General features: G+C 48.9%; 22 protein-coding genes. 4 read left to right on the plus strand and 18 right to left on the minus strand.

Features of this window, described 5'->3' with window-relative positions; genetic code table 11:
• Positions 1 to 352 precede the first annotated feature (352 nt).
• The 10 genes from SynPROSU1_RS08840 to SynPROSU1_RS13855 form a co-directional block, all read right to left on the minus strand.
• Complete coding sequence (locus SynPROSU1_RS08840) at positions 353 to 742, minus strand: hypothetical protein (protein WP_186570180.1); 390 nt, start codon at positions 740 to 742, stop codon at positions 353 to 355.
• 46 nt (positions 743 to 788) lie between these two features.
• Complete coding sequence (locus SynPROSU1_RS08845; protein ID WP_186497077.1) at positions 789 to 1,067, minus strand: DUF3764 family protein; 279 nt, start codon at positions 1,065 to 1,067, stop codon at positions 789 to 791.
• Between the two features lie 34 nt (positions 1,068 to 1,101).
• Complete coding sequence (locus SynPROSU1_RS08850) at positions 1,102 to 1,332, minus strand: hypothetical protein (protein ID WP_186570181.1); 231 nt, start codon at positions 1,330 to 1,332, stop codon at positions 1,102 to 1,104.
• A 58-nt stretch (positions 1,333 to 1,390) separates the two neighbouring features.
• On the minus strand, positions 1,391 to 1,606 hold the full coding sequence (locus SynPROSU1_RS08855) for a hypothetical protein (protein WP_255444591.1): 216 nt from the start codon (positions 1,604 to 1,606) through the stop codon (positions 1,391 to 1,393).
• Positions 1,607 to 2,064: 458 nt separating this feature from the next.
• The gene (locus SynPROSU1_RS08860) at positions 2,065 to 2,229 is read right to left on the minus strand and encodes a hypothetical protein (RefSeq protein WP_186570182.1); all 165 of its coding nucleotides are present in this window, start codon (positions 2,227 to 2,229) and stop codon (positions 2,065 to 2,067) included.
• A gap of 1,232 nt (positions 2,230 to 3,461) precedes the next feature.
• Positions 3,462 to 3,584 (minus strand): hypothetical protein, encoded by a 123-nt coding sequence (locus SynPROSU1_RS13995; RefSeq protein WP_255444592.1) that lies wholly within the window; start codon positions 3,582 to 3,584, stop codon positions 3,462 to 3,464.
• A gap of 165 nt (positions 3,585 to 3,749) precedes the next feature.
• Entirely contained in the window at positions 3,750 to 4,898 is a 1,149-nt protein-coding gene (locus SynPROSU1_RS08870; protein ID WP_255444593.1) for a carbamoyl-phosphate synthase, read from the minus strand.
• 151 nt (positions 4,899 to 5,049) lie between these two features.
• On the minus strand, positions 5,050 to 6,177 hold the full coding sequence (locus tag SynPROSU1_RS08880; protein ID WP_186570184.1) for a DUF1254 domain-containing protein: 1,128 nt from the start codon (positions 6,175 to 6,177) through the stop codon (positions 5,050 to 5,052).
• A 520-nt stretch (positions 6,178 to 6,697) separates the two neighbouring features.
• On the minus strand, positions 6,698 to 7,132 hold the full coding sequence (locus tag SynPROSU1_RS08885) for a hypothetical protein (RefSeq protein WP_186570185.1): 435 nt from the start codon (positions 7,130 to 7,132) through the stop codon (positions 6,698 to 6,700).
• Positions 7,133 to 7,813: 681 nt separating this feature from the next.
• The gene (locus tag SynPROSU1_RS13855) at positions 7,814 to 7,993 is read right to left on the minus strand and encodes a hypothetical protein (protein ID WP_222929872.1); all 180 of its coding nucleotides are present in this window, start codon (positions 7,991 to 7,993) and stop codon (positions 7,814 to 7,816) included.
• A gap of 733 nt (positions 7,994 to 8,726) precedes the next feature.
• Between SynPROSU1_RS13855 and SynPROSU1_RS08890 the strand changes: the two genes are divergently transcribed.
• Complete coding sequence (locus SynPROSU1_RS08890) at positions 8,727 to 9,068, plus strand: hypothetical protein (RefSeq protein ID WP_255444594.1); 342 nt, start codon at positions 8,727 to 8,729, stop codon at positions 9,066 to 9,068.
• 45 nt (positions 9,069 to 9,113) lie between these two features.
• A complete protein-coding gene (locus SynPROSU1_RS14160; RefSeq protein WP_186570186.1) occupies positions 9,114 to 9,299 on the plus strand; it encodes a DUF1651 domain-containing protein in 186 nt (61 codons plus the stop codon).
• 236 nt (positions 9,300 to 9,535) lie between these two features.
• Here SynPROSU1_RS14160 and SynPROSU1_RS14000 read toward each other — a convergent pair whose 3' ends face one another.
• The 4 genes from SynPROSU1_RS14000 to SynPROSU1_RS08915 all read right to left on the minus strand — a co-directional run bounded on the left by SynPROSU1_RS14000 (position 9,536) and on the right by SynPROSU1_RS08915 (position 12,929).
• Positions 9,536 to 9,670, minus strand: a complete 135-nt coding sequence (locus SynPROSU1_RS14000) for a high light inducible protein (RefSeq protein ID WP_114987765.1) — start codon at positions 9,668 to 9,670, stop codon at positions 9,536 to 9,538.
• A 216-nt stretch (positions 9,671 to 9,886) separates the two neighbouring features.
• Positions 9,887 to 10,258 (minus strand): hypothetical protein, encoded by a 372-nt coding sequence (locus SynPROSU1_RS08905; protein ID WP_186570187.1) that lies wholly within the window; start codon positions 10,256 to 10,258, stop codon positions 9,887 to 9,889.
• Between the two features lie 254 nt (positions 10,259 to 10,512).
• Positions 10,513 to 11,526, minus strand: a complete 1,014-nt coding sequence (locus SynPROSU1_RS08910; protein ID WP_186570188.1) for a reprolysin-like metallopeptidase — start codon at positions 11,524 to 11,526, stop codon at positions 10,513 to 10,515.
• Positions 11,527 to 12,134: 608 nt separating this feature from the next.
• Complete coding sequence (locus SynPROSU1_RS08915; RefSeq protein ID WP_186570189.1) at positions 12,135 to 12,929, minus strand: hypothetical protein; 795 nt, start codon at positions 12,927 to 12,929, stop codon at positions 12,135 to 12,137.
• A 447-nt stretch (positions 12,930 to 13,376) separates the two neighbouring features.
• On the opposite strand from SynPROSU1_RS08915, the gene SynPROSU1_RS08920 reads away from it, so the two are divergent.
• Positions 13,377 to 13,751, plus strand: a complete 375-nt coding sequence (locus tag SynPROSU1_RS08920) for a hypothetical protein (protein ID WP_255444595.1) — start codon at positions 13,377 to 13,379, stop codon at positions 13,749 to 13,751.
• A 404-nt stretch (positions 13,752 to 14,155) separates the two neighbouring features.
• On the opposite strand, the gene SynPROSU1_RS08925 is transcribed toward SynPROSU1_RS08920, so the two are convergent.
• Together SynPROSU1_RS08925 and SynPROSU1_RS08930 are read right to left on the minus strand one after the other, a co-directional pair.
• Positions 14,156 to 14,434, minus strand: coding sequence for a DUF3764 family protein (locus SynPROSU1_RS08925; RefSeq protein ID WP_186570190.1), 279 nt, complete (start codon positions 14,432 to 14,434; stop codon positions 14,156 to 14,158).
• Positions 14,435 to 14,507: 73 nt separating this feature from the next.
• Positions 14,508 to 14,768: a DUF3104 domain-containing protein gene (locus SynPROSU1_RS08930; RefSeq protein WP_186570191.1), complete on the minus strand. Its 261-nt coding sequence runs from the start codon at positions 14,766 to 14,768 to the stop codon at positions 14,508 to 14,510.
• A 471-nt stretch (positions 14,769 to 15,239) separates the two neighbouring features.
• Here SynPROSU1_RS08930 and SynPROSU1_RS08935 point away from each other — a divergent pair, with 471 nt between their 5' ends.
• Positions 15,240 to 15,392: a hypothetical protein gene (locus SynPROSU1_RS08935; protein WP_186570192.1), complete on the plus strand. Its 153-nt coding sequence runs from the start codon at positions 15,240 to 15,242 to the stop codon at positions 15,390 to 15,392.
• 1,465 nt (positions 15,393 to 16,857) lie between these two features.
• On the opposite strand, the gene SynPROSU1_RS08940 is transcribed toward SynPROSU1_RS08935, so the two are convergent.
• Positions 16,858 to 17,379 (minus strand): hypothetical protein, encoded by a 522-nt coding sequence (locus SynPROSU1_RS08940; RefSeq protein ID WP_186570193.1) that lies wholly within the window; start codon positions 17,377 to 17,379, stop codon positions 16,858 to 16,860.
• 279 nt (positions 17,380 to 17,658) lie between these two features.
• The gene (locus SynPROSU1_RS08945; protein ID WP_186570194.1) at positions 17,659 to 17,895 is read right to left on the minus strand and encodes a hypothetical protein; all 237 of its coding nucleotides are present in this window, start codon (positions 17,893 to 17,895) and stop codon (positions 17,659 to 17,661) included.
• Positions 17,896 to 18,279 lie beyond the last annotated feature (384 nt).

Consider the following 18,279-nt stretch of genomic DNA (forward strand, 5'->3'; position numbering starts at 1 on the left):
TCACTGGATGTAACGAAAACTTCATTAAGCACTCGTTACTTAGGTTTAATTACCTATGAATATCGCAGCGCTCTTCATATAACTTTATCTATATGTTGAGAGTGGATCCAGGAGTGTAATCGCTCGATACACCAGAAGTAGGTTCTGAACTCCATGGTGTTCCAGTTGCTTCGAAAGGCTGATAGGAACAGAGCAATGCGGGTGTCTTGAGACATGGGCCAGACGTGACTGCCTTGAGTGTTTCCCGCTCTGCTCAAGCAATAAAAAGCCCCGCCTTGCGAGCGGGGCTAAAGACCAATAGTGCTATTGCTGGAGGCTGAAGCAAATTGTTCTGACGGTTTATCGCAAATTCTTATTTGAAGCATCCTGGATTTGCTTTCTTTACTGTTGAAATCACGCCTGGTGCAATATCGATCTTCAAGAATTCATCTGCATCGTATTGCTTGAACATCTTCAAATACTTGTCTTTGGTCTCTTCTAAGATTTCACTGTTGGCGCTTAAAAAGCAAATGAGAGATAAGTTTGTTGTTTGACTGATGACGGCACTCAGTACGTCACATGCCATCTCTCGTTTGACGCTAGATCGGCAGAAGCTCATCACGTCGTCAACGGAGTCAAATGGCTTTTCGGCAGCGGCTGATGCTTTCAAAAGGATTGGTGAGTTGGTCTCCTGTGCTCTTGATGGAAGCGGAGCAATGGCAATGGCAGAAGCCACAAGTCCGGTGGAGAGTCGGCGGAGCATCACTCAAGCGCAATTCCGCGAATGATGCCGTCGATGCCCTCGGTCGTCACGCAAGCCAACGAGTAATCACGGTGCCTTCGTAGACATGACCAGAGGCTTCGACAATCGGCTTGGTCTCTGGGTTCGTGAAGATGTTGTAGAGGACGTCTTCGGGTCCTTGAAACATCACTGTCGCTCTTTTGGGGTCGTCCTTGCAGACACCAATAAAGAAGGTCTTTACTCCCATCTCGGCAAACATCGCTTGCTGCTCAGGAGCATTCATATGTGCGCGATATTCCTCAAACGTGTTGCTGAGCTTGAAGTCCAGAACAGTTGTCTCAGTCATGGTTTGAGTGGTTCTAGTTCGCAATAGAACTGTTTTAACCAGCTTCAGGAGCCCAGCCCACTTCCTTCAGCCACGTCGGCGCCCAGAGCTTGCAGCGCTTCTTTAGGTGCTCGCCCTGCTGCAGTTGCTTCTGCCTGAGGTTGCAGCCCACCATCGTGTGGCAGTGGTGGTCGACGCCATAGGTGAAGTGTTGGCAGGTCATGAAGACCACGCCGCCTTTCCAGTTCTGCAGGTCGCGCTCGTCGACAAAATCCCACTCCTCCATCGCCACTAGATACAAGTACGCCTGTTCTGATAATGGTGGGTCGGTTTTGGCAACGGGGTTAGCGGTCCCAACGACGCCTCAGCTGCGGGATCACCACAAAGTCCATCACCGCAAAGCTAAACAGGCACGGCAGGAAGCCCCTCTCCACGAAACCGCACACCAGCCGTCGCGGGTCCAAAACGCAGACCACCAACTGAGCAATCCAAAAGACCGCCACCTTGATGGCGAACGAAGTGAGGGCGAAACGCCTTTCAGCTGCACTGAGACGAAACACTGCCAGCAGTCAGCAGACGAATCACAATGGGTTGATTCGCCGTGTAAGGCAATAGGCTGACCGAAAATCAAGCCTCGACTGTGATCGCGTTGGCAGCGGCATGCAGATCGTGAGTCGCATCGGGCTTGAACCGTGCGTAGCTCTTGAGGTGAACTTCGATCGTGTGCCCCATGGGGGCAGATGTTTGCAGCGGCAGGTTCATTGCGTGCGACCGCTTCGCGTAGTGAAACCTGTTCTGATCCTTATGACCGTCACCAATTGTTCGGATGTAAGCCTCACCTCATTCGCCTCGGTATGCGGATCGTGCATATCGGATCAATTTGGCCCATCACCTCCATCAGAGCCCATCAGAATAACGTTGGTCTCAGGGGGGTGTGCCTTGTGCAGAACGAGCACCCCTTTGTTTCCACCTTGTTAGCCAGTGCAGGTCCATCGACACAGCAGATCGTCTGGTTGGGTCACATCGCATGGACGACCCGATAGGTGCCCAAGGTTGAAATTGCCTTGCGCCGAGCACCTTTCAATGCCTTGAACTCAGTCTTGAAGTTCAATTCCCTGATCCATTGATGATCAGCCACTCGGCGTTCGATGAAGTACATGCCGAGAATAATTCTCAGGGTCAAGCCAGAAGGTAGATGCGGGCAGCAGCTCTGCATCTCTGTTTCATCGATTCAGGACATGCATCTGTTGACGGGTATCAGGTGATGCTCTGAGCTCGACAACAAAAGGGTTACGACACAAGTGCCCCAGGAACACGGCCCGGCACCACACTGGGGCGGCGAAGTCACCCTGTTCGAGGAGTGGTGGCTTCGCTTGGAAAGAAGTTGAGGGGGCATAACTGTCACCCGAGTCACCCTCAAGCCTCAACTGGGGGTAATGACTCAGCCTCCTCTGCCTCAAGACGGAGATAACGCTTGCGTTGGGCTGACTCCAAACCTGATGTTTGAACTGGATGTTTGGGTGCAACTCGTTGGGGTCGATCACGACCCATGAGTAGTGGATGGATTCCTCGCCGGCTCATTGTGTTCTCCTTGGTTATGTGTGAATCTCGCGTAATGACCTGTGGTCCAGCAGCGTTACTCAATAGTTTCATGGTATGTGAAGTTGTCCTGTGATCAAGATCACCGGTATTGGTGATAACCATATGGAGGTTTTGTCGGAAGATGGATAGTGACAATCGCACTCACCTACTTGACTTCAATTCCAGGACGTAGTGAACCTGACGATGAGCCTCGATACACTAAATCTTGTGCTTCGAGTTCTGTAGTTTCTAGGCTTGTGGAGAAAGGGAACTTTTCCATTGCCACCGCAGTACTAATAGTGATTCCGAGCATTACAAAGCAGGAAATCGTTAGTGCTGGATGAATATCATGCTTGTTAGCCATTAGGAGTCAAGAATTTAGTGGCAACGAAGCATCCAATTACACAGGATGAAATCAGAGTGACACCTTTGTAGAACTGACCGGTGTCAATACCAATTAGAGTTTCAATCATGGCCGTCTCAATTGTTGACTTGGTCTTCAAAGAAACAGTAAATACCTATGCCCCATAATCCACCAACGATGATGCTGGCCAAGGGTGTACCTCCCGCGACGAATAGGGCAGAGATTAAAAATAGAGTGAATGAAAATGCAATCATCAGTCCTTGAAGAGGTATGAGGCTGTCTCCCCCTAAACACACCTTCGCTTTTTGACTGACTAAATACATTTAAAACAAGAAAGAGTTGCCTGAGAATTAGATAAGTGCGCATTCCTGCCTGGTTAGAGGCTCACGCCTAGGTGCCACCCAGCAGGCTGTCCTGCTCTTCCACTGTCAGGAACGAATACAGCCAGTCGAGCAACAACTCCTCCACCACTACTCACTTAGGTCTTGTATCCCACCAGACAGCCACTGCCTGAAGGCATCAGGGTCATTGGCGCGTAGTGCTGCCACCAGCTCTCCCATCAGGAACAGTGCAGTGCGAGTGTCGCGGGTCATTGCTCAGAAGTGACTGCCATGGGTGTTCCCCGCTTTACTCAAATAATAAAGAACATCTTCTCAAGGGCAGGATGGATTCTGAAGTATTGCTTAAAAACAAATGGAAAGGAGCAGGTATTTGAAGAGAGCAACCAAAGAAGCAAGAATTAATCAATACACCATCTGTCATGAATTAATTTGGCAATAATATTCGTATTTCATGGTTTCGCCAGTTTTAATAGATGTTTTCAGGGTTTCACTATAACTAAATGCTCCCGCTTTTTTCGTGCAACTCTCGTAAGCTTTATCCTTAGTGTACTCAGCGTCAGTTGCACTCTCGTAGCCGGTAGAAGTTGACTCGCAGGACTCGACGTTATTGGACAACGTTGTTCCGTTGTTCTTGTATTTCCAGCACTTGTCGATGCTAGCAATGGTGTCATGAACTCTAATATTTCTGTTTCTCGGAGTAGAGGTAAGCGATGCAATTACGACGTCTTTTTGCGCATCATTTGAATCATTTGTCGAAGTGCGGAAGCGAAACTCAATCGCAACAGTTGCCCTAGTATCGAATGCTCTGTCGTAAGAAATATTTAATTTGGCCGCCATACTATTGTTGACCTCGTACTTCAGCTCTCCTAAAAAGCCGGAGCCATCCGCAGATCCGTGATCACCGCTTTGATAATAATAGCCTATAGAGCTGATCAGCTTTGGCGCTACTCGATATCCAACATTTAGGCCAAAAGTATCAAGTGCACCACCCTCGTAAAACCAATTCAGTCTCTGCTGCGTGTCTCCAAATGGCACTAAGGCGTAAACATTGATATTCCATTGTTTCGAAACTGCCTCTGCATCGAATGCAACCTGCTGGAAGAAAGCACTATTTTTTGTTCCGCTTACTTTGATGCCAGTATCAGTTCTACCTGTATTCATGGGGCGGCTGTCATATCCAGCATTTAGCCCATACATCCAAGTGCGATCACCATTCAAAAAGCGATAGCCAAAGCGAGACGAGGTGCTAACAGTGGTGCCAGCAACATCGGTGTTAATGATGCTGCTATAGCCGTCTCGGTCGCCGAAGTGGGCATTGACCAAGGCATCAAGGAACCAAATACTGTTCTCTCCAACAGACAGTGGAAGGAACCCGCCTATACCGGCTTGGTTTGGTGTTCCTGCACCTTGCAATGCACCTTGAAAACCAATGGTGGGCTTGACCACATCCTTAAGACTGATGCTCATCACACCAAGATCTTCTGCAGTGCCGTCCTGAGCCTTGGTTGGAAGGGGCGCAATGGCGATGGCAGAAGCTAGAAGACCTACGGAAAGACGGCGCAGCATCTGATAGGTGCAATTCCGCGAATGATGCCGCGGTTTGTATCGGTCGTCAGGCGATGACTTCAATCACCACACCGGCGGCCTGCACAGCTGCCAGCCTGTTTTCAGCATGTTGTCCCACGCCTCGATGACGTTATTCCGCAGTATCAATTTTTTAATTAACACCAATAGCAGAATGTATTTCAGGAACTTTCCAGCTCCCGTCAAAATAAGCCTCTTGGGGAGAGTAGATTCGAAGGGTGGCGTTTGAGCCAGGATAAATTTCTAGAAAATTTTCTTTTGTTGAATCTTTTCCGAAATTGAGCACATAGCTTCCGTTGTCGCTCTTCTTCGCGAAGGAGCTATTGATATTATAATTATCTCCTTGAGCAAATCCATCTTTATCGTAAATAGTTACTGACCAAAAAGCATTATCAGCCATAGGCACATCATTGAGCGTGAGTGTCAAACCTTTGCCAGAGACAGGAATTGCGATAGAGGGGTAGACAGCCCCCTTTTTTGTCAGCGCTCCCCACCCGTAGGCGACCCCTATATTTCTCATCTCAGAACTGATCTCGCCTTTCTTGCCAAATACATCTTCGGAATTAATACCTTTTGCCTCTTTTTCCTTTTGATAGTTTGACCTCATTCTAAGCATTTGGTCCCTATCCCAGTTTTTAGTTTGTACAAATTCGCCGCGACTCTCTTGGCTGATATGTATTTTATCTTGAATCTCGCCAACCCACATGATGTCAGCGGGGTCCTGCATATTTACCTGAGTGCGAATAATGACATATGCGAAGCGGCTTCCAACCATTTCTTCTGTGATTTCATAGCCTCCAGGCTTGCTAGATTGCAATGGAATCCAGGAATCTGAGCTAATGACTTCCAGGATTTGCAAGCGGTCGGAGGCTGGCAAGGTAATCGTTGCTGGACTTGTCAAGTCAAGAACAGCCATCGAATACAACGTATCGAAATTCGCTCTTAATATGGTTTTATCTTTTGGATCCATTGCCTTGCGGAGATGCATGAAAACACCCATGCCATCTGAACATGTTGCCTTAGCAATTTTTTCAACGTAATCACCAAGGATTATTTCCGTTTCAGCAAACGCATAGTTGTCTGCATTAACAACGGCTATTGTTGAAGCCTCTTTTTTAAAGGCAGGTTTGATATCGGAGCAATTTGAAGGCATGCTGCCAGCAAAAACAGGAGCATTGGCACTCATTGCCAATGAAGCTCCAATGGAAGTGGCAAGACAAGCAGCAGACGCAATAAGGCCCTTTTTAATTTTTGATTTCATCTACTTTGCTTTCGTTACCCAAGTGTTCTAGGCACAGAACCCACTCTTGCCAATACAAATTGGTCAGCGGCAACTACCCGATTTCTCCGGCGGGGGATTGGTGGCGCGGTCCTTGTTCGGCATGTTCTGGAGTCTGGTTAATCAGTCAGACGTTGACGGCTGCCACGAGGTCAGCCGTCGCGTTGGGCTTGAACCTGGCGTAGCTCTTGAGGTGAACCTCAATGGTGTGCCCCATTGCCACTGCAATACCAATAGAAATTCCGAGCCTTGCAAAGCACGCGACTATAAGTGCTGGATGCATGTCATAGTCTTTAGCCATAAGGATGGCGATACATCGGCTTGAGGTGAGTTCTTGATCTTTCGCCCCGTGAAAACACCATCTCCGTTCCAGGTGGGAATCACCTCCCCCATCTGAGGGATCTCTTCATCGGGCTTTATCCCCTATCTCGGTAGACAATGAAAAAGCCCCGCCGAAGCAGGGCTGATGTTCGGGATCAGAAAAGCACTAGGCAGCTGCTTCCTAGGTCTTAGGAATTGTCACCATGAATTGATCATCTTCAAAGCGACCGAAGCCGTCGGGCACAATCTTGCCCGCTGGTGTGTACAAAGTTAATTTGTAAGCGGTAGGCACGAAATCCAAAGTACAAGCAATGGGCTTGTTGCCCTTCATGATATCCCAAGTACATGAATGCAGTTGTCTTGTGAACTTGACCCTAGACGCATTCGTCAATTCATCGTGTGTTGCATCAGATGTCTTCCCCTTGAAAATCAGCTCATCATTGTTGAACCTGCCATCTTCATTCGTGTCCTGAAAAAGCTTGATTCTGGTAGACCGCTTGCCTTGTTTGAATGTGATCAAGCCATCTGTTCCACCTCGTGGACCGATAGGTCTGTTGAAATCAATCAAACCGTTACGGTTACCCGTGCCGCGAATTGTTCTAATTTTGGCTGGCATCGAACAAAACTATTTTTTTCGACCTTAGCCCTGGTTCTAGAAAACGCCATAAACGCCATGCATCCGCTTAGTCTCCTGTACTCAAAAAGTCACTCCTGTCTTTTAGGAGAGGGCCTCTGAGTCACGAAGGAAGAGGGTTATTGATCAAAAAATACAGCATTAACCGATGAAGGTAGATGCTGTTCAACATGCTGATCAAACGTTTTCAACTACGACACCCATTCCTAGAGAAACCCTCAAGATGATTTAAAGGATCTCTCGCTTTGAGAGCAAAAAGCCGCAGGTTCGAATCCTGTCTCCCCGACCACTTAAAAAGGCAGTCCCCAGCTGAGATCTCCGCCGCTCCGCATGGGGCGGTTTTTTATTACTTGATCGCGTCTGTGTGATCAGGGTGTAGTGAGGGCACAGGTCCACGCATCGATCACCACACGACTTCTCCAGAAGTTGTTGAAAGGATTTGGAACGTTCTTGGCCTTTGAACCCAGCAAACGAGTTCAATGGTCGGATCCGTCTATCCTTAGACCGTGGGGGTGAAGCAGCTTTCCCCGAGATGACGTGAAAGGCCAGAATCTGACGGGGGGAAACCGCAGAACATCAGTCGATGACTTCCGCTATCAAGCGAGTCAGGAAGCTGCATCGTCGCGGCAACCTCATCACGTCAACCCAACTTGCAGATGCCCGTCAGCAGATGGATGCGTTGAGCAAGCCCGCGAGCAAGAGCTGCAACGTGACGTTGATCAGCTGGAGAAATGATTTGAGGGCTGTATCGAAAGCGCCAGTGCGTAATAGGTAGCTACAAGAAAGCGCTTGTACCTGCAGACCAGTGATTGCTCCTTTGTCGTCAGTGCTGGCACGGATCATGAGATTGTTCTTGCTGCTTAGATCCCGGGGCTCTGGCTCTGATTGGCATATGCCAGTAGGTGGAAGCGAGCTCCTTGGGGTTGTTGATCTACGAGCGAATGATCGTCCGATCGGGTGAGGGCTCACTGTCATTCGATGCACGCCCATTTCAGGTCTCTACTGTTCGTCTGTCTTCCTCTTTATGGACATGGCATTCGACGGGGTAGACAAGACAGCTCGTTTCATCACTGAGGCCAGGGCACGTGCTCAGGCCGCTTTGCATGAAACATCTCCAAAGCTCACGGCTTTGGAGAAAGCGATGTGGCTCAAGTTGAAGCGAGGTGAACGACCCTGCAAAAACAGTAAGGCGGCGTAATTAACAGCGCATCGGCGCCTCATCAAAAAGGAAGGCCGCCCTTCCCGATGGAAAGACGGCCTAACTCGCTCGTTTGTGCATTGCAGTCGACCTAATCAGTGAAGCTGGTTTCGTGAAGCGAAATGCTTTATCGAAGAACAGTGAACTGAAAGAAAAAGGTCGAAGCGTCTGGCTTGTGGCAACCCTGGGGCCATTGGGACCAGGTGTGAAACAGAACTCCTAAGGGGCACCTAATCACGGTGCAGAGGAGTGTCGACTGATCAGACGCACATCAGTGTCGTCACAGACGAAGTGCTCACGGTTGGGTTGAAAAGTTGGAGCAGGGGCCAAAAAAGTCAGGCTGCTTCTGCGATGTGCTCAGGTGGAGTGTCGGCCGTCATGGGCTCCTCCGATCTCGATGAACACACTCTCGTCAGTGGCGGAGCACCCGGCAATCAGCTGTCGTGCTCATTGCCTTTTGGGGCCCGCCGACCGATCGTGGGAACGGCGTGCGTAGTGCTGGCTGTCTTGCGTCTCAGTGCAGCGGAATGGCGTTTCGTCCTCACCTCGTTCTCAGTCAAGGTGGCGATCTTTTGGCTTGCTCAGCTGGTGGTGTGCGAGTGGGATCCGGAGCGGCGGGTGTGCGATGTGGTGGAGAAGGGTTTTCTCCCCTGCCTGATCACTTATGGGGTGATGGATTTTCTGGTGAGCCCTCCATTAAGGCGCCGCTGGAGCCGCTAGCCCCGTTGCCAAGCCACCATCACCCACGTCAGCACATATAAGTAGTTGCATAGGGACGCAACGCGAGAGGGCTGGCTCATCATTCGGGTCGGCTTTTGGATCAGCCGCTTTCACCGCAACGAGAAGGCATGTTTTCCTGATCCACGGGTGTTCGTGGAGCATGGGCGGGAGATGCTCAGTGGCGAACCTGCTTGCCCTGTTCAAGCGGCAGGAATCCCTGCGCCGCGATAGCGCAACGGAGCATTGGGAAAAGCGTCTGCGGTTGGACTGGACAGCCACTGCCCCTGCTTGGGGTGCAAAGTTTGAGCCCTAAAAAGCCGTAGAAGACTGGGCTATGGCAAACCACAGGGAGCCAATTGCAGCGTTGCCTCCAACGCAAAGTGCTCCCACGATCATCCCGAAATAAAAGAGCTTGAAGTACCCAAGACGTGTCTCGGGCACCCAAACATCGATTTCCTCCTTGGACATCAGCCCATTCCGATCTGAGAAAGGATCCCTTGGCCGGTGAGTAGCTCAGTCCCAAGGCCAATGATGAATCCCATCATTGCGAGGCGGCCGTTCCAGGTTTCAGCGAAAGAAGAGAAGCCGAACTTGCTGTCCATAGGTTTATTAAAAAACGTAACAACTATACAGATGGGCAGGCCAGGCTCGTGTACCAAATGATGCTTTCCAGCTCTCCAAGGTCAACCGCTGCTTTGTTGTGAGCTTTAAGGGTGATGAAGTTTCGATCCCCACTTGGGGGGTTGAGGTTGAGCCGTGATCGATCAGGCAATAAAAAAACCCCACCATTTCTGACGGGGTGAAGTCAGCTCGCAGTTCTACCAATTCGCAAAGCCACGTCGCCCGCCACCGTTGCCCCAGGCACCTGAACCATTGCGCCAGCCACCACCACCGGCATTAGCGAAACCGCGACCGGCGTTAGCGAAACCGCCACCATTGCGCCAGCCACCGCCACCGCCGTTAACCCAGCCACGTCGATAGCCACCGTTAGCCCACCCAGCGATCTCAAGCGGTTGGTGCAGCCTTGCCTTCAAAATGTGCGACCAGCTGTCGTCACCTTGTGCAGCTGCAATGCGTTGCTCAATGCTGTTGTCAGCTTTTTGAATGGAATATGTTCCGGCCTCAGTGGCGCCAACACTGCTCCAGGTGCTGAGCAGGATCATTGTTCCAAGAAGGGTGGTTGGCTTCATTAGGGCCATTGAGCAGGTGAACCTCTGAAGTACTAGCCACGATGCAAGCGGCTGGTCATTGGTCAGATGGGACTGCCTTGAGTGTTCCCCGGACTTCTCAAGCAACAAAAAACCCGCGAATGTTGATAGCTTTAGGCGTGAGGTTTGATCGGGAAATGAATAATGGACATATCAGAGCCCCATACTTTGTACTGCAGTCTCTTGTAATTCTTTCAGCAGCTCTGAATCCAAATCAGACTCCCCTTCCTGCAACATCAATTGAACACCAGATTGTCTGCAGTCAGACCTGGACCACCCTTGAGGATAGCAATGATGCCACCATCACCAAACCCTTGATCTACACCATTTTCGTTGAAGTAGAGACCACCTTGCTTTTGATCATAGAGGAAGTCGATATCCAACTTGTCAAATTGCCTTTTGATCATCTTCTTATTCCTAGCAGCTACAAAGGTAGCAGAGCTATCGACACCAAAGCTAACGGTACTGATTTCCAGGGTGTCGGTCGATGGGTTGAAGCCAGTAATTTTATCTATTGATTTCTTATTAAAACTGAATGGCTTATTGATTGACACAACTTCCTCTTCATCTGAACCCACTGGAGAATCTGCCGTTCCCCATATCCGTTTAAGAGCTTTGATGTCGATCTCTTGAAACCAATTCATCACCTGCCCCGACCGCCCTTCATCTTCGTAGCCCATAATAGTTTCAACAGTAGGATCGTCTGAACTGGATACTGCCCAGTCACCATCATCTTTATCCCATGGATGCTCTAATCCGAGGAGGTGACCTAATTCATGAATAAAGATTTTTTGCCACACCGATCTCTCCCAATCGTCATGAGGAAAGGCATCTGGATTCTTATGAGCATCGGGATATTTTCTTCCCTCAAGACCAGATTGATAAGTCATTGACAAATAAATGTCACCATCAGTGCCTCTTCCCCAGGCTCCATTCACCGCATCAGCGTGCGGGACGGTTGTCACCTTGACTTGGGTGTGAGAATTTTTTTCTTTATTAACAACCTTGATTTTAATCCCAAATTCGTTGTTGACTCTTGAAAACGCTTCCCTCATAACTCTGTACTGCCAATCAGCTGGTCGCTTAGTCTTAGTTCTTATATCTTTCTGTGCCCTATCGTCCCAGGCAGTATGCGGCTCTCCACCAGGAGATATATAGATTTTTAAAGTCAAATCGCTGCCTACAGCTTCCTTCATGTCTTTAATTTCCTCATTCGAATGAATGAGCTCTCTGACTTTGATCTTTTTCATCTTTAATTAATTGGCGTAATTCCTGGTGTTGCAATAACCCACCGTAGTATCAGCATCGTCTGTATCCTAGTGAACCCTCTCAACGTCTTTCATGACCAGCTTGGAGCTGTCATTCTCGCGCTGCTTGATGCGACCTGAGCTAGCAAGGGCACCGAAGAGCAGGGATGAACCAGCAGGGGGTTGTGCCATGGGTGAGCTAAAGCTGCCCTAGTGATAGCAGTGGATCAACTAAAAAAACCCGCCATTGCTGACGGGGTGCTGCATGAGAGGTTTTGCCGGGGGTTTGCTCAGGAATCACATATCCTGCCCTGCTTTTCCCTTTTGGGTCTTGTATGGCTTTCAGCCAGTGAGGAACGGCATCAGGCTCCCCGGCATTCCATGGCTCACATTTTTTCTGCGATCAAACCAATCAGACGGTCTTTATCAAAGTCAGCCCCGAATTGTGAATCCTCATCCTTGAATCCCTTAGTGGATTACCAACGGGTAGTCGACCGGGTGAAGGAGATCGAAAAAAATGGGGGGGTGGGGTGGGGGCGTAGATCAGTAGGTCGTGGACATGAACAAGCCCCGCCGAAGCAGAGCTCAATCAATTGAATTGAATTAAACCATCAAACAATTGCATTCCGTCGAGTATCTATAGATAGCTCGTTGGCACTGACACCATCAATAACTGCAACGAGATCACCATCTTTGTATACAACTGATGCATTTGAGAAGTCATCGATTGCATCGTGATAAATGCCTTCTGCTTCCCATGGATCCAATCCTGCACGCTGAAGGTGATCGCGGATATCTTCCCAAGCATCGCGATAGTCCTTTATGACCGGATCAATACCATCTGTGACACCTTCAACCATCAAAAGTTTGTCCTCGCCTTGAGTAAAGTCTTCGATAAACATCAACCCTCTACCAACTTGAGTGATAAATGTATCAGAGTGATCTCCACCATTCACTACATCAACGCCAATGCCGCCTGTGACGGTATCACGCCCTTTTCCTGTACTGATGGTGTTTAAACCTTGACCTGCATCAATTTCATCTCTCCCATCTGAAGTTGTGATTTCATTGTCACCATTAGTCCCTTTTATGGTGAAATCAATACGATCAGCCTCACTAGCATCTAAATTCTCAAAGTTTATGATATTCATCTCGTCTGTATGCCTCGTGCCCCGAAACTCTTGCGTCTGACTGAAATCCCCTGAGCCCATATCCCAGGTGATCGTCCCATTAATATCTTGCTTCTCATCGATAATCAGCGTGTCGCCATTGTTGGGCTCTCTTGTGCCATGCATTTTTCGAATTGCATCGGCGTCGTAAACACCTTGCTTTGCTCCAAAAAGTTGTTGAAGGAAGCTGACAAATTTCGCACCAGTGAGAGTGTGCGTGGTGGTTTCAAAAGTCATTGTTCTGTGTGAGATGTGTTTCGGTTCGTTGGGGTTGTGTCCCCATCCGATGTACACACCATCTCCGGAATCACGGGACCAGTTGATGACCTGAGTCAAAGCTGCCTGTGATGTTGATCACAGGGGCTCAGAAGCATTGCAATGACTGGGTCTAGAGGCTCATCCCCATGTGCCAACCCGTCAGCCTGTCCTGCTCTTCCACCGTCAGGAACGGGTCAAGCCAGTCCATTGTCGGCAAAAAGCCTCTTCTGAGTCATCAAACTCAGCAATGAGAGCATCTGCCACGGCTCTTTGCTCATAAGAAAGAAGAAGCTCGGCTCTGCGCATTAATCACCTAGACACTTGAATCTGTTGTAGTGGGAACGCGTCTACAGTAATTAGATACAGATTTCTTCTATGCACCTAGTCAGACATAACCAACACAAGAAAGAAATAAACTTATCCAAGATGCTTTTGCATCACTGTAACCTTGATAACCGTTCGCTAGAGGTTATAACTACTACCTCTCTCAGATATTCCTTTGACTATCATTTGAATGAGGCAAATTTGGTAGCAATGGATTCAAACAAATCGGATACCTACTCAAGAGCACTAAAGCTATTCACAGCATCAGTCATAAAACCAGACCATGATTTACGGCGACTGGCAAGTGATTACCACTGTTATGAGGAGCTGATGGAAATTAGATTTCATTGCCTGACCTACCTACAAAGCTTAAAGGAAATTCATGAGATAGATTTTCCTGATGAAAGTGATGAACTTGAAACAGAAAAGATAAGACATGAAAAAGCTGCTGCTATGACTTCTCAAGAATTCAAATAAAAATATCTCTTCGCTAGAAAAGTTACAGCCAGTTCAGCGATAAATAAGTAGACTTTTTCGCTTATAGCCAAAAGGCAGCAAAGACAAAAAAGAGAAGGTTAATGAATTGTCCAAAATATAATCAATCATTACACAACTAATAGAAGATGCTTGCCAGAATATTAATCTGTTTGTGCGTTAATACACCCTTCCCAGCTTCAATTTAATTATCTTATAAATAAGATTTTTTCAGCTTTATTACAGGCACCAGCTTGATTGAACACCAGCTAAGCAGACAGGCCGGTCATCACTAGCAAGCACAAGGCAATGCGGTTGTCTTGAGGCATGGATCAGTCGTGACTGCCTTGAGTGCTCCCCGCTGATTAGCCAGCCTCAGACGCTCACTGACTGCTCTTCAGAGGGTTCTACGCAAGCCAGCGAGTGATCACGGTGCCTTCATAGACATGACCAGAAGCTTCAACAATCGGCTTGGTCTCTGGGTTCGTGAAGATGTTGTAGAGGACGTCTTCGGGTCCTTGAAATATCACTGTCGCTCTTTGGGGGTCGTCTTTGCAGACACCGATAAAGAAGGTCTTGACTCCCATCTCGGCAAACATCGCTTGCTGATCAGGCGCATTCATATATGCGCGATATTCCTCAAACGTGTTGCTGAGCTTGAAGTCCAGAACAGTTGTCTCAGTCATGGTTTGAGTGGTTCTAGTTCGCAATAGAACTGTTTTAACCAGCTTCAGGAGCCCAGCCCACTTGCCTCTGCATTCAGCAGCGAGTAACGATGTGAGTGACAAGGTCAGCGCAGACCCACCGAACCAGCCCTGCATCGACATCAGCCACCTGGAACAGGGTCTGCACCTTCGGATCCCTGGCACCTCCATCGACGTGGATCACGTCAGCCATCCACCAGTCATCGGAATTACTGTCGCCACAGATGACTGTCATGCCTGCCTTCACCGACAAGAACACGGGCTGCGACCACTCCTCTGAGCGGGTGAACGGAACAACGGAATGGTCGACCGACATGCCACTGCAAAAAGTACAGCCGTACTGGCCGTGGTCAGTTGGTTTTGGCAACCAATTGGCGCAAAAAAGAGCGACCGCCCAGTCCAAGACTCGGACCAGGCGATGCACCCCCTCTCGTCGGGCGCAGCAAACCCGACTTTCAGGAAAGACGTTCTCCTGACAAGCCAAGACGGGTCCGAGAAGAACGCCCTTGCACTGGACATGCGAAATCCACATGGGATCGCCAGCCTTGGTTCTGAGACGAGTTCCCGTAGACGATTTGAGCGACAACCAGCATCAACCCTGCAAGGGGAAGAACGAACTGAACCATGCCCAGTGGACTGACGAATGGGGTTCAGAGGAACACGAAGCAAGTGAATACCACTGACAAAAATCACTTCCGCGAGTTCACCGCCTTGCTCTTCTCAGCATGAGATCACCACGATCTAGATCGAGACTTGCCATCGTGTGTGGTCAGAGTCACACCAGTTCATGGGAACGGATCTCACCGCCCTCCTCCTCTCATCGGTGTTTCTCGGGGTTGGTTTCATCATTGCCAAATACTTCCCTGAGGCTTCGTTGTTGGCAGGGGTGTTCCTGGTAGGGCTGGCGATCCTCAACATCGCCCTGTTCTTCGCAACCTGAAACCACCAAACGCGGATCCTCACGAAGTAGCCAGAGACTGATTGGTCAAGGATGTCGGTGGTGGCCATCCAGAAATAACAGCAAGCATCGTGCGTGTGGACGGTGCTCAGCACCAGGTCGGTTTGCTTGGCGGTGTCATCTTGCAGCAGGGTGGTGTTGCCAAAAAAGACAGCATCTGTTCAATGGCACAGAGCCCAAGCACGTCGGAAGGCCCTGCTTAGCTCATCAGTGCCCAACCCGAAGCCATGCTGGACAGAATCATTGAAGCAAGTGTCCGCTGCAAGCAACACAACAATGCCGATAGCGCTCTGAGGCTTTAAGCACACCAACCAGACAGCTGGAAGACAACGAAGCGCCAAAAAAATGGCAATACGTCCAGAAGTGACGGAGAGGGATGCAACCCGGTCAACGAATGGATGAACCCAGTGCCAAGAAGCGCCACCATTGCACCATTGATCAACGCTTGATGCACCAAAAGCTCGTCTTGTAGTTCGAGTTCCTCTGCATCACTCGGCTGCCTTCACTGCGGCACTGCTGCATGGATGACATAGGCATAAGCACTGAGGTAGGCACAGCAGATGAGGGCTCTACTTTCTTCCAGACGTTGATCAATACAAGATGAGCACCCCCTTCTTGAATTACTACAGGCTGAACGGGGTTAGCATCAGCCCTGCCTGGAATCCAAAGGGCAGAGGAGAACAGAGCAAGAGCGAAGAAGCAACGAATCACTGGATTGCGAAGGGCATAGCTGCCCATACCTATAGCTGTATGGAACAACAGGCACCCCCCAACGGGTGGAGATGGGAAGAGAAGATACCTCTATTTAGCCAAGCGGAATCAAACAAGAAGAAACCACACGAATGCTAACGAGGTGAAGCACGTGGGGATTGCCTTGGGAATCGTTAGATAGTATAAGACGTACCCAATTGAATCATGGACCCACTAATTCAACTTGCAGCAGGACTCTCTGCAATAGCCCTTGGCTCAATCGCATATTCATTGGTACCCATCAGTGAATCAGCAAAGAATTTCAACTACTGTGTCGAGCAAAAAGTTGCGTGGTGGGAGGAAAAGGATGGACAGCTACACCCGTGGACAAGATCCAATCAAGTAGCATTCTGCAATGGAAAGGTTTACAAACTGAAGGTCAGCAACTTGAGCTCACTCAAAGAATAAGAGAAAGCATTAATTCCAAGCGAAACACCAGAAGCAAACACAACAATAAGAATGCCGCGGGCATGGGGCAGACGCGACCACCTAAGGGCGCCCTCACTGTGCACAAGCAATAAAAATCCCCCAACGGCAGACGCAGTGGAGGGAGAATGTTGACCAGGAGCTTTTTAGCAGAGCCGAAGAGCCAACCCCGTCCAAAATCTAAGCTTACAGAATTTTCAGCGGACCAATTAAACCTAGGCTCCGGGTCATTCATCCATTCGCCTAAATCATGAATAGGCGATCTTGTGGCTCAAAAACCAACAACATCAACTGCAATCAGTTGATTCTCCAGAGCATCTTGAACCGCGAGTTGGTCAGATTTTGAATACCAATTCACGGCATCATAATTCCAACTGTCGATATAGCTTGCCTTTTCTGCATCGTAGAAAGCAATTCTATCAATACCTGAATCCGTATCTTGATTGCTTGACTCTTCTCCACTACTTTCAGTTTCCTCATTATCTTGATCTCTTGAACCAAAACATTCATCTCCGAAGCAGATCGTATCGGTACCATCACCACTGATAATTGTGGCTTCAGCCTCGTTCTCAGCTGAATTATCCTCAGGCTCGCTGCTATCTTCTTGACCAGGGGTGAAATAGATCATATCTGAACCGTGGCCGCCCATAATGCTAGTTTCCTCTTCAGCTTGGTCAGACTCATTGCCTGAATCTTTATTACTGATTTTGGCATCATATTTTTTCTGATAAGCATCTTCTTTGGTTCCGATGCCAGCAAAAGCCTTAGAAGAGAATTTAAAAGTGAACGTCATGGTTTTAAGTGGTGTGTGGTCTGTGTCGTTGGAGTGTGTCCCCTTCGATGCACACACCATCTCCGGAGTCACTGGTCCACTCGATGACCTGAATCACAGCCCCCTGTGATGTTGATCACAGGGGTTCAGATGCAGTGCAATAAACAGTTTTAAAGCTGCTCCCAGGCACCACCCCAGGAGCCTGTCCTGCTCATCAACGGTCAGAAATGGGCTGAGCAAGACCAGGAGGAACTGAGTGAGCACTGGCTCGCCCATGTCCCGCACAACAAAAAACAAGCATCACTTGAAGACATCAGAGTAAATAGCGCTAGAAGCAGCCACCAATGCTCCCAGCAACTTCGCCTGGAGATTTGTCTGGATATCAAAACACCATGCTTTAGCAAAGCCTGCATCATCACAAAAAAGCCTTAAATGGGTTGTCTTAGGTATTGATCTCCTCAAGACGGCGAAACCGCTAGCTGAATTCAGCGGCGGTTTCGTTTGTTTGAAGATCGTGACAGTATTTTCGATCTTCATTTCGTTTCCTTTAAAAACGGTTAGTCGGTTACTGAATCCAGTTTCTCGGCGGCGAGTTCGTGGGTGTCCTCACCCCACGAACTCGCTTGGCTAAAGCTCATATCCATAGCCAAAGGTGGCATGTGACTTGGATAATCGTCAAATCAAGCGAGGACTGGTCTCCAGATCATTCATTTCGTTGAGGACCAGCCTTAGCAACCCGATGTACGGTATTAATTGTTGCGATTAGAAGCCGAGTACACACTTGATGCCGGTGCACTTATTTTGAATTGCCACTCAATGGTCACCGTGCCGATAGAAGCGGATTGCTCGATGGATGCCTGGGGAATCGTCTACAACTAAGCGCTGGGTAAGTGCATACCGTACGCAGCATGTGAATACGAG

It is taken from the genome of Synechococcus sp. PROS-U-1 (assembly GCF_014279755.1).
In the GTDB taxonomy this organism is placed as follows: Bacteria; Cyanobacteriota; Cyanobacteriia; order PCC-6307; family Cyanobiaceae; genus Parasynechococcus.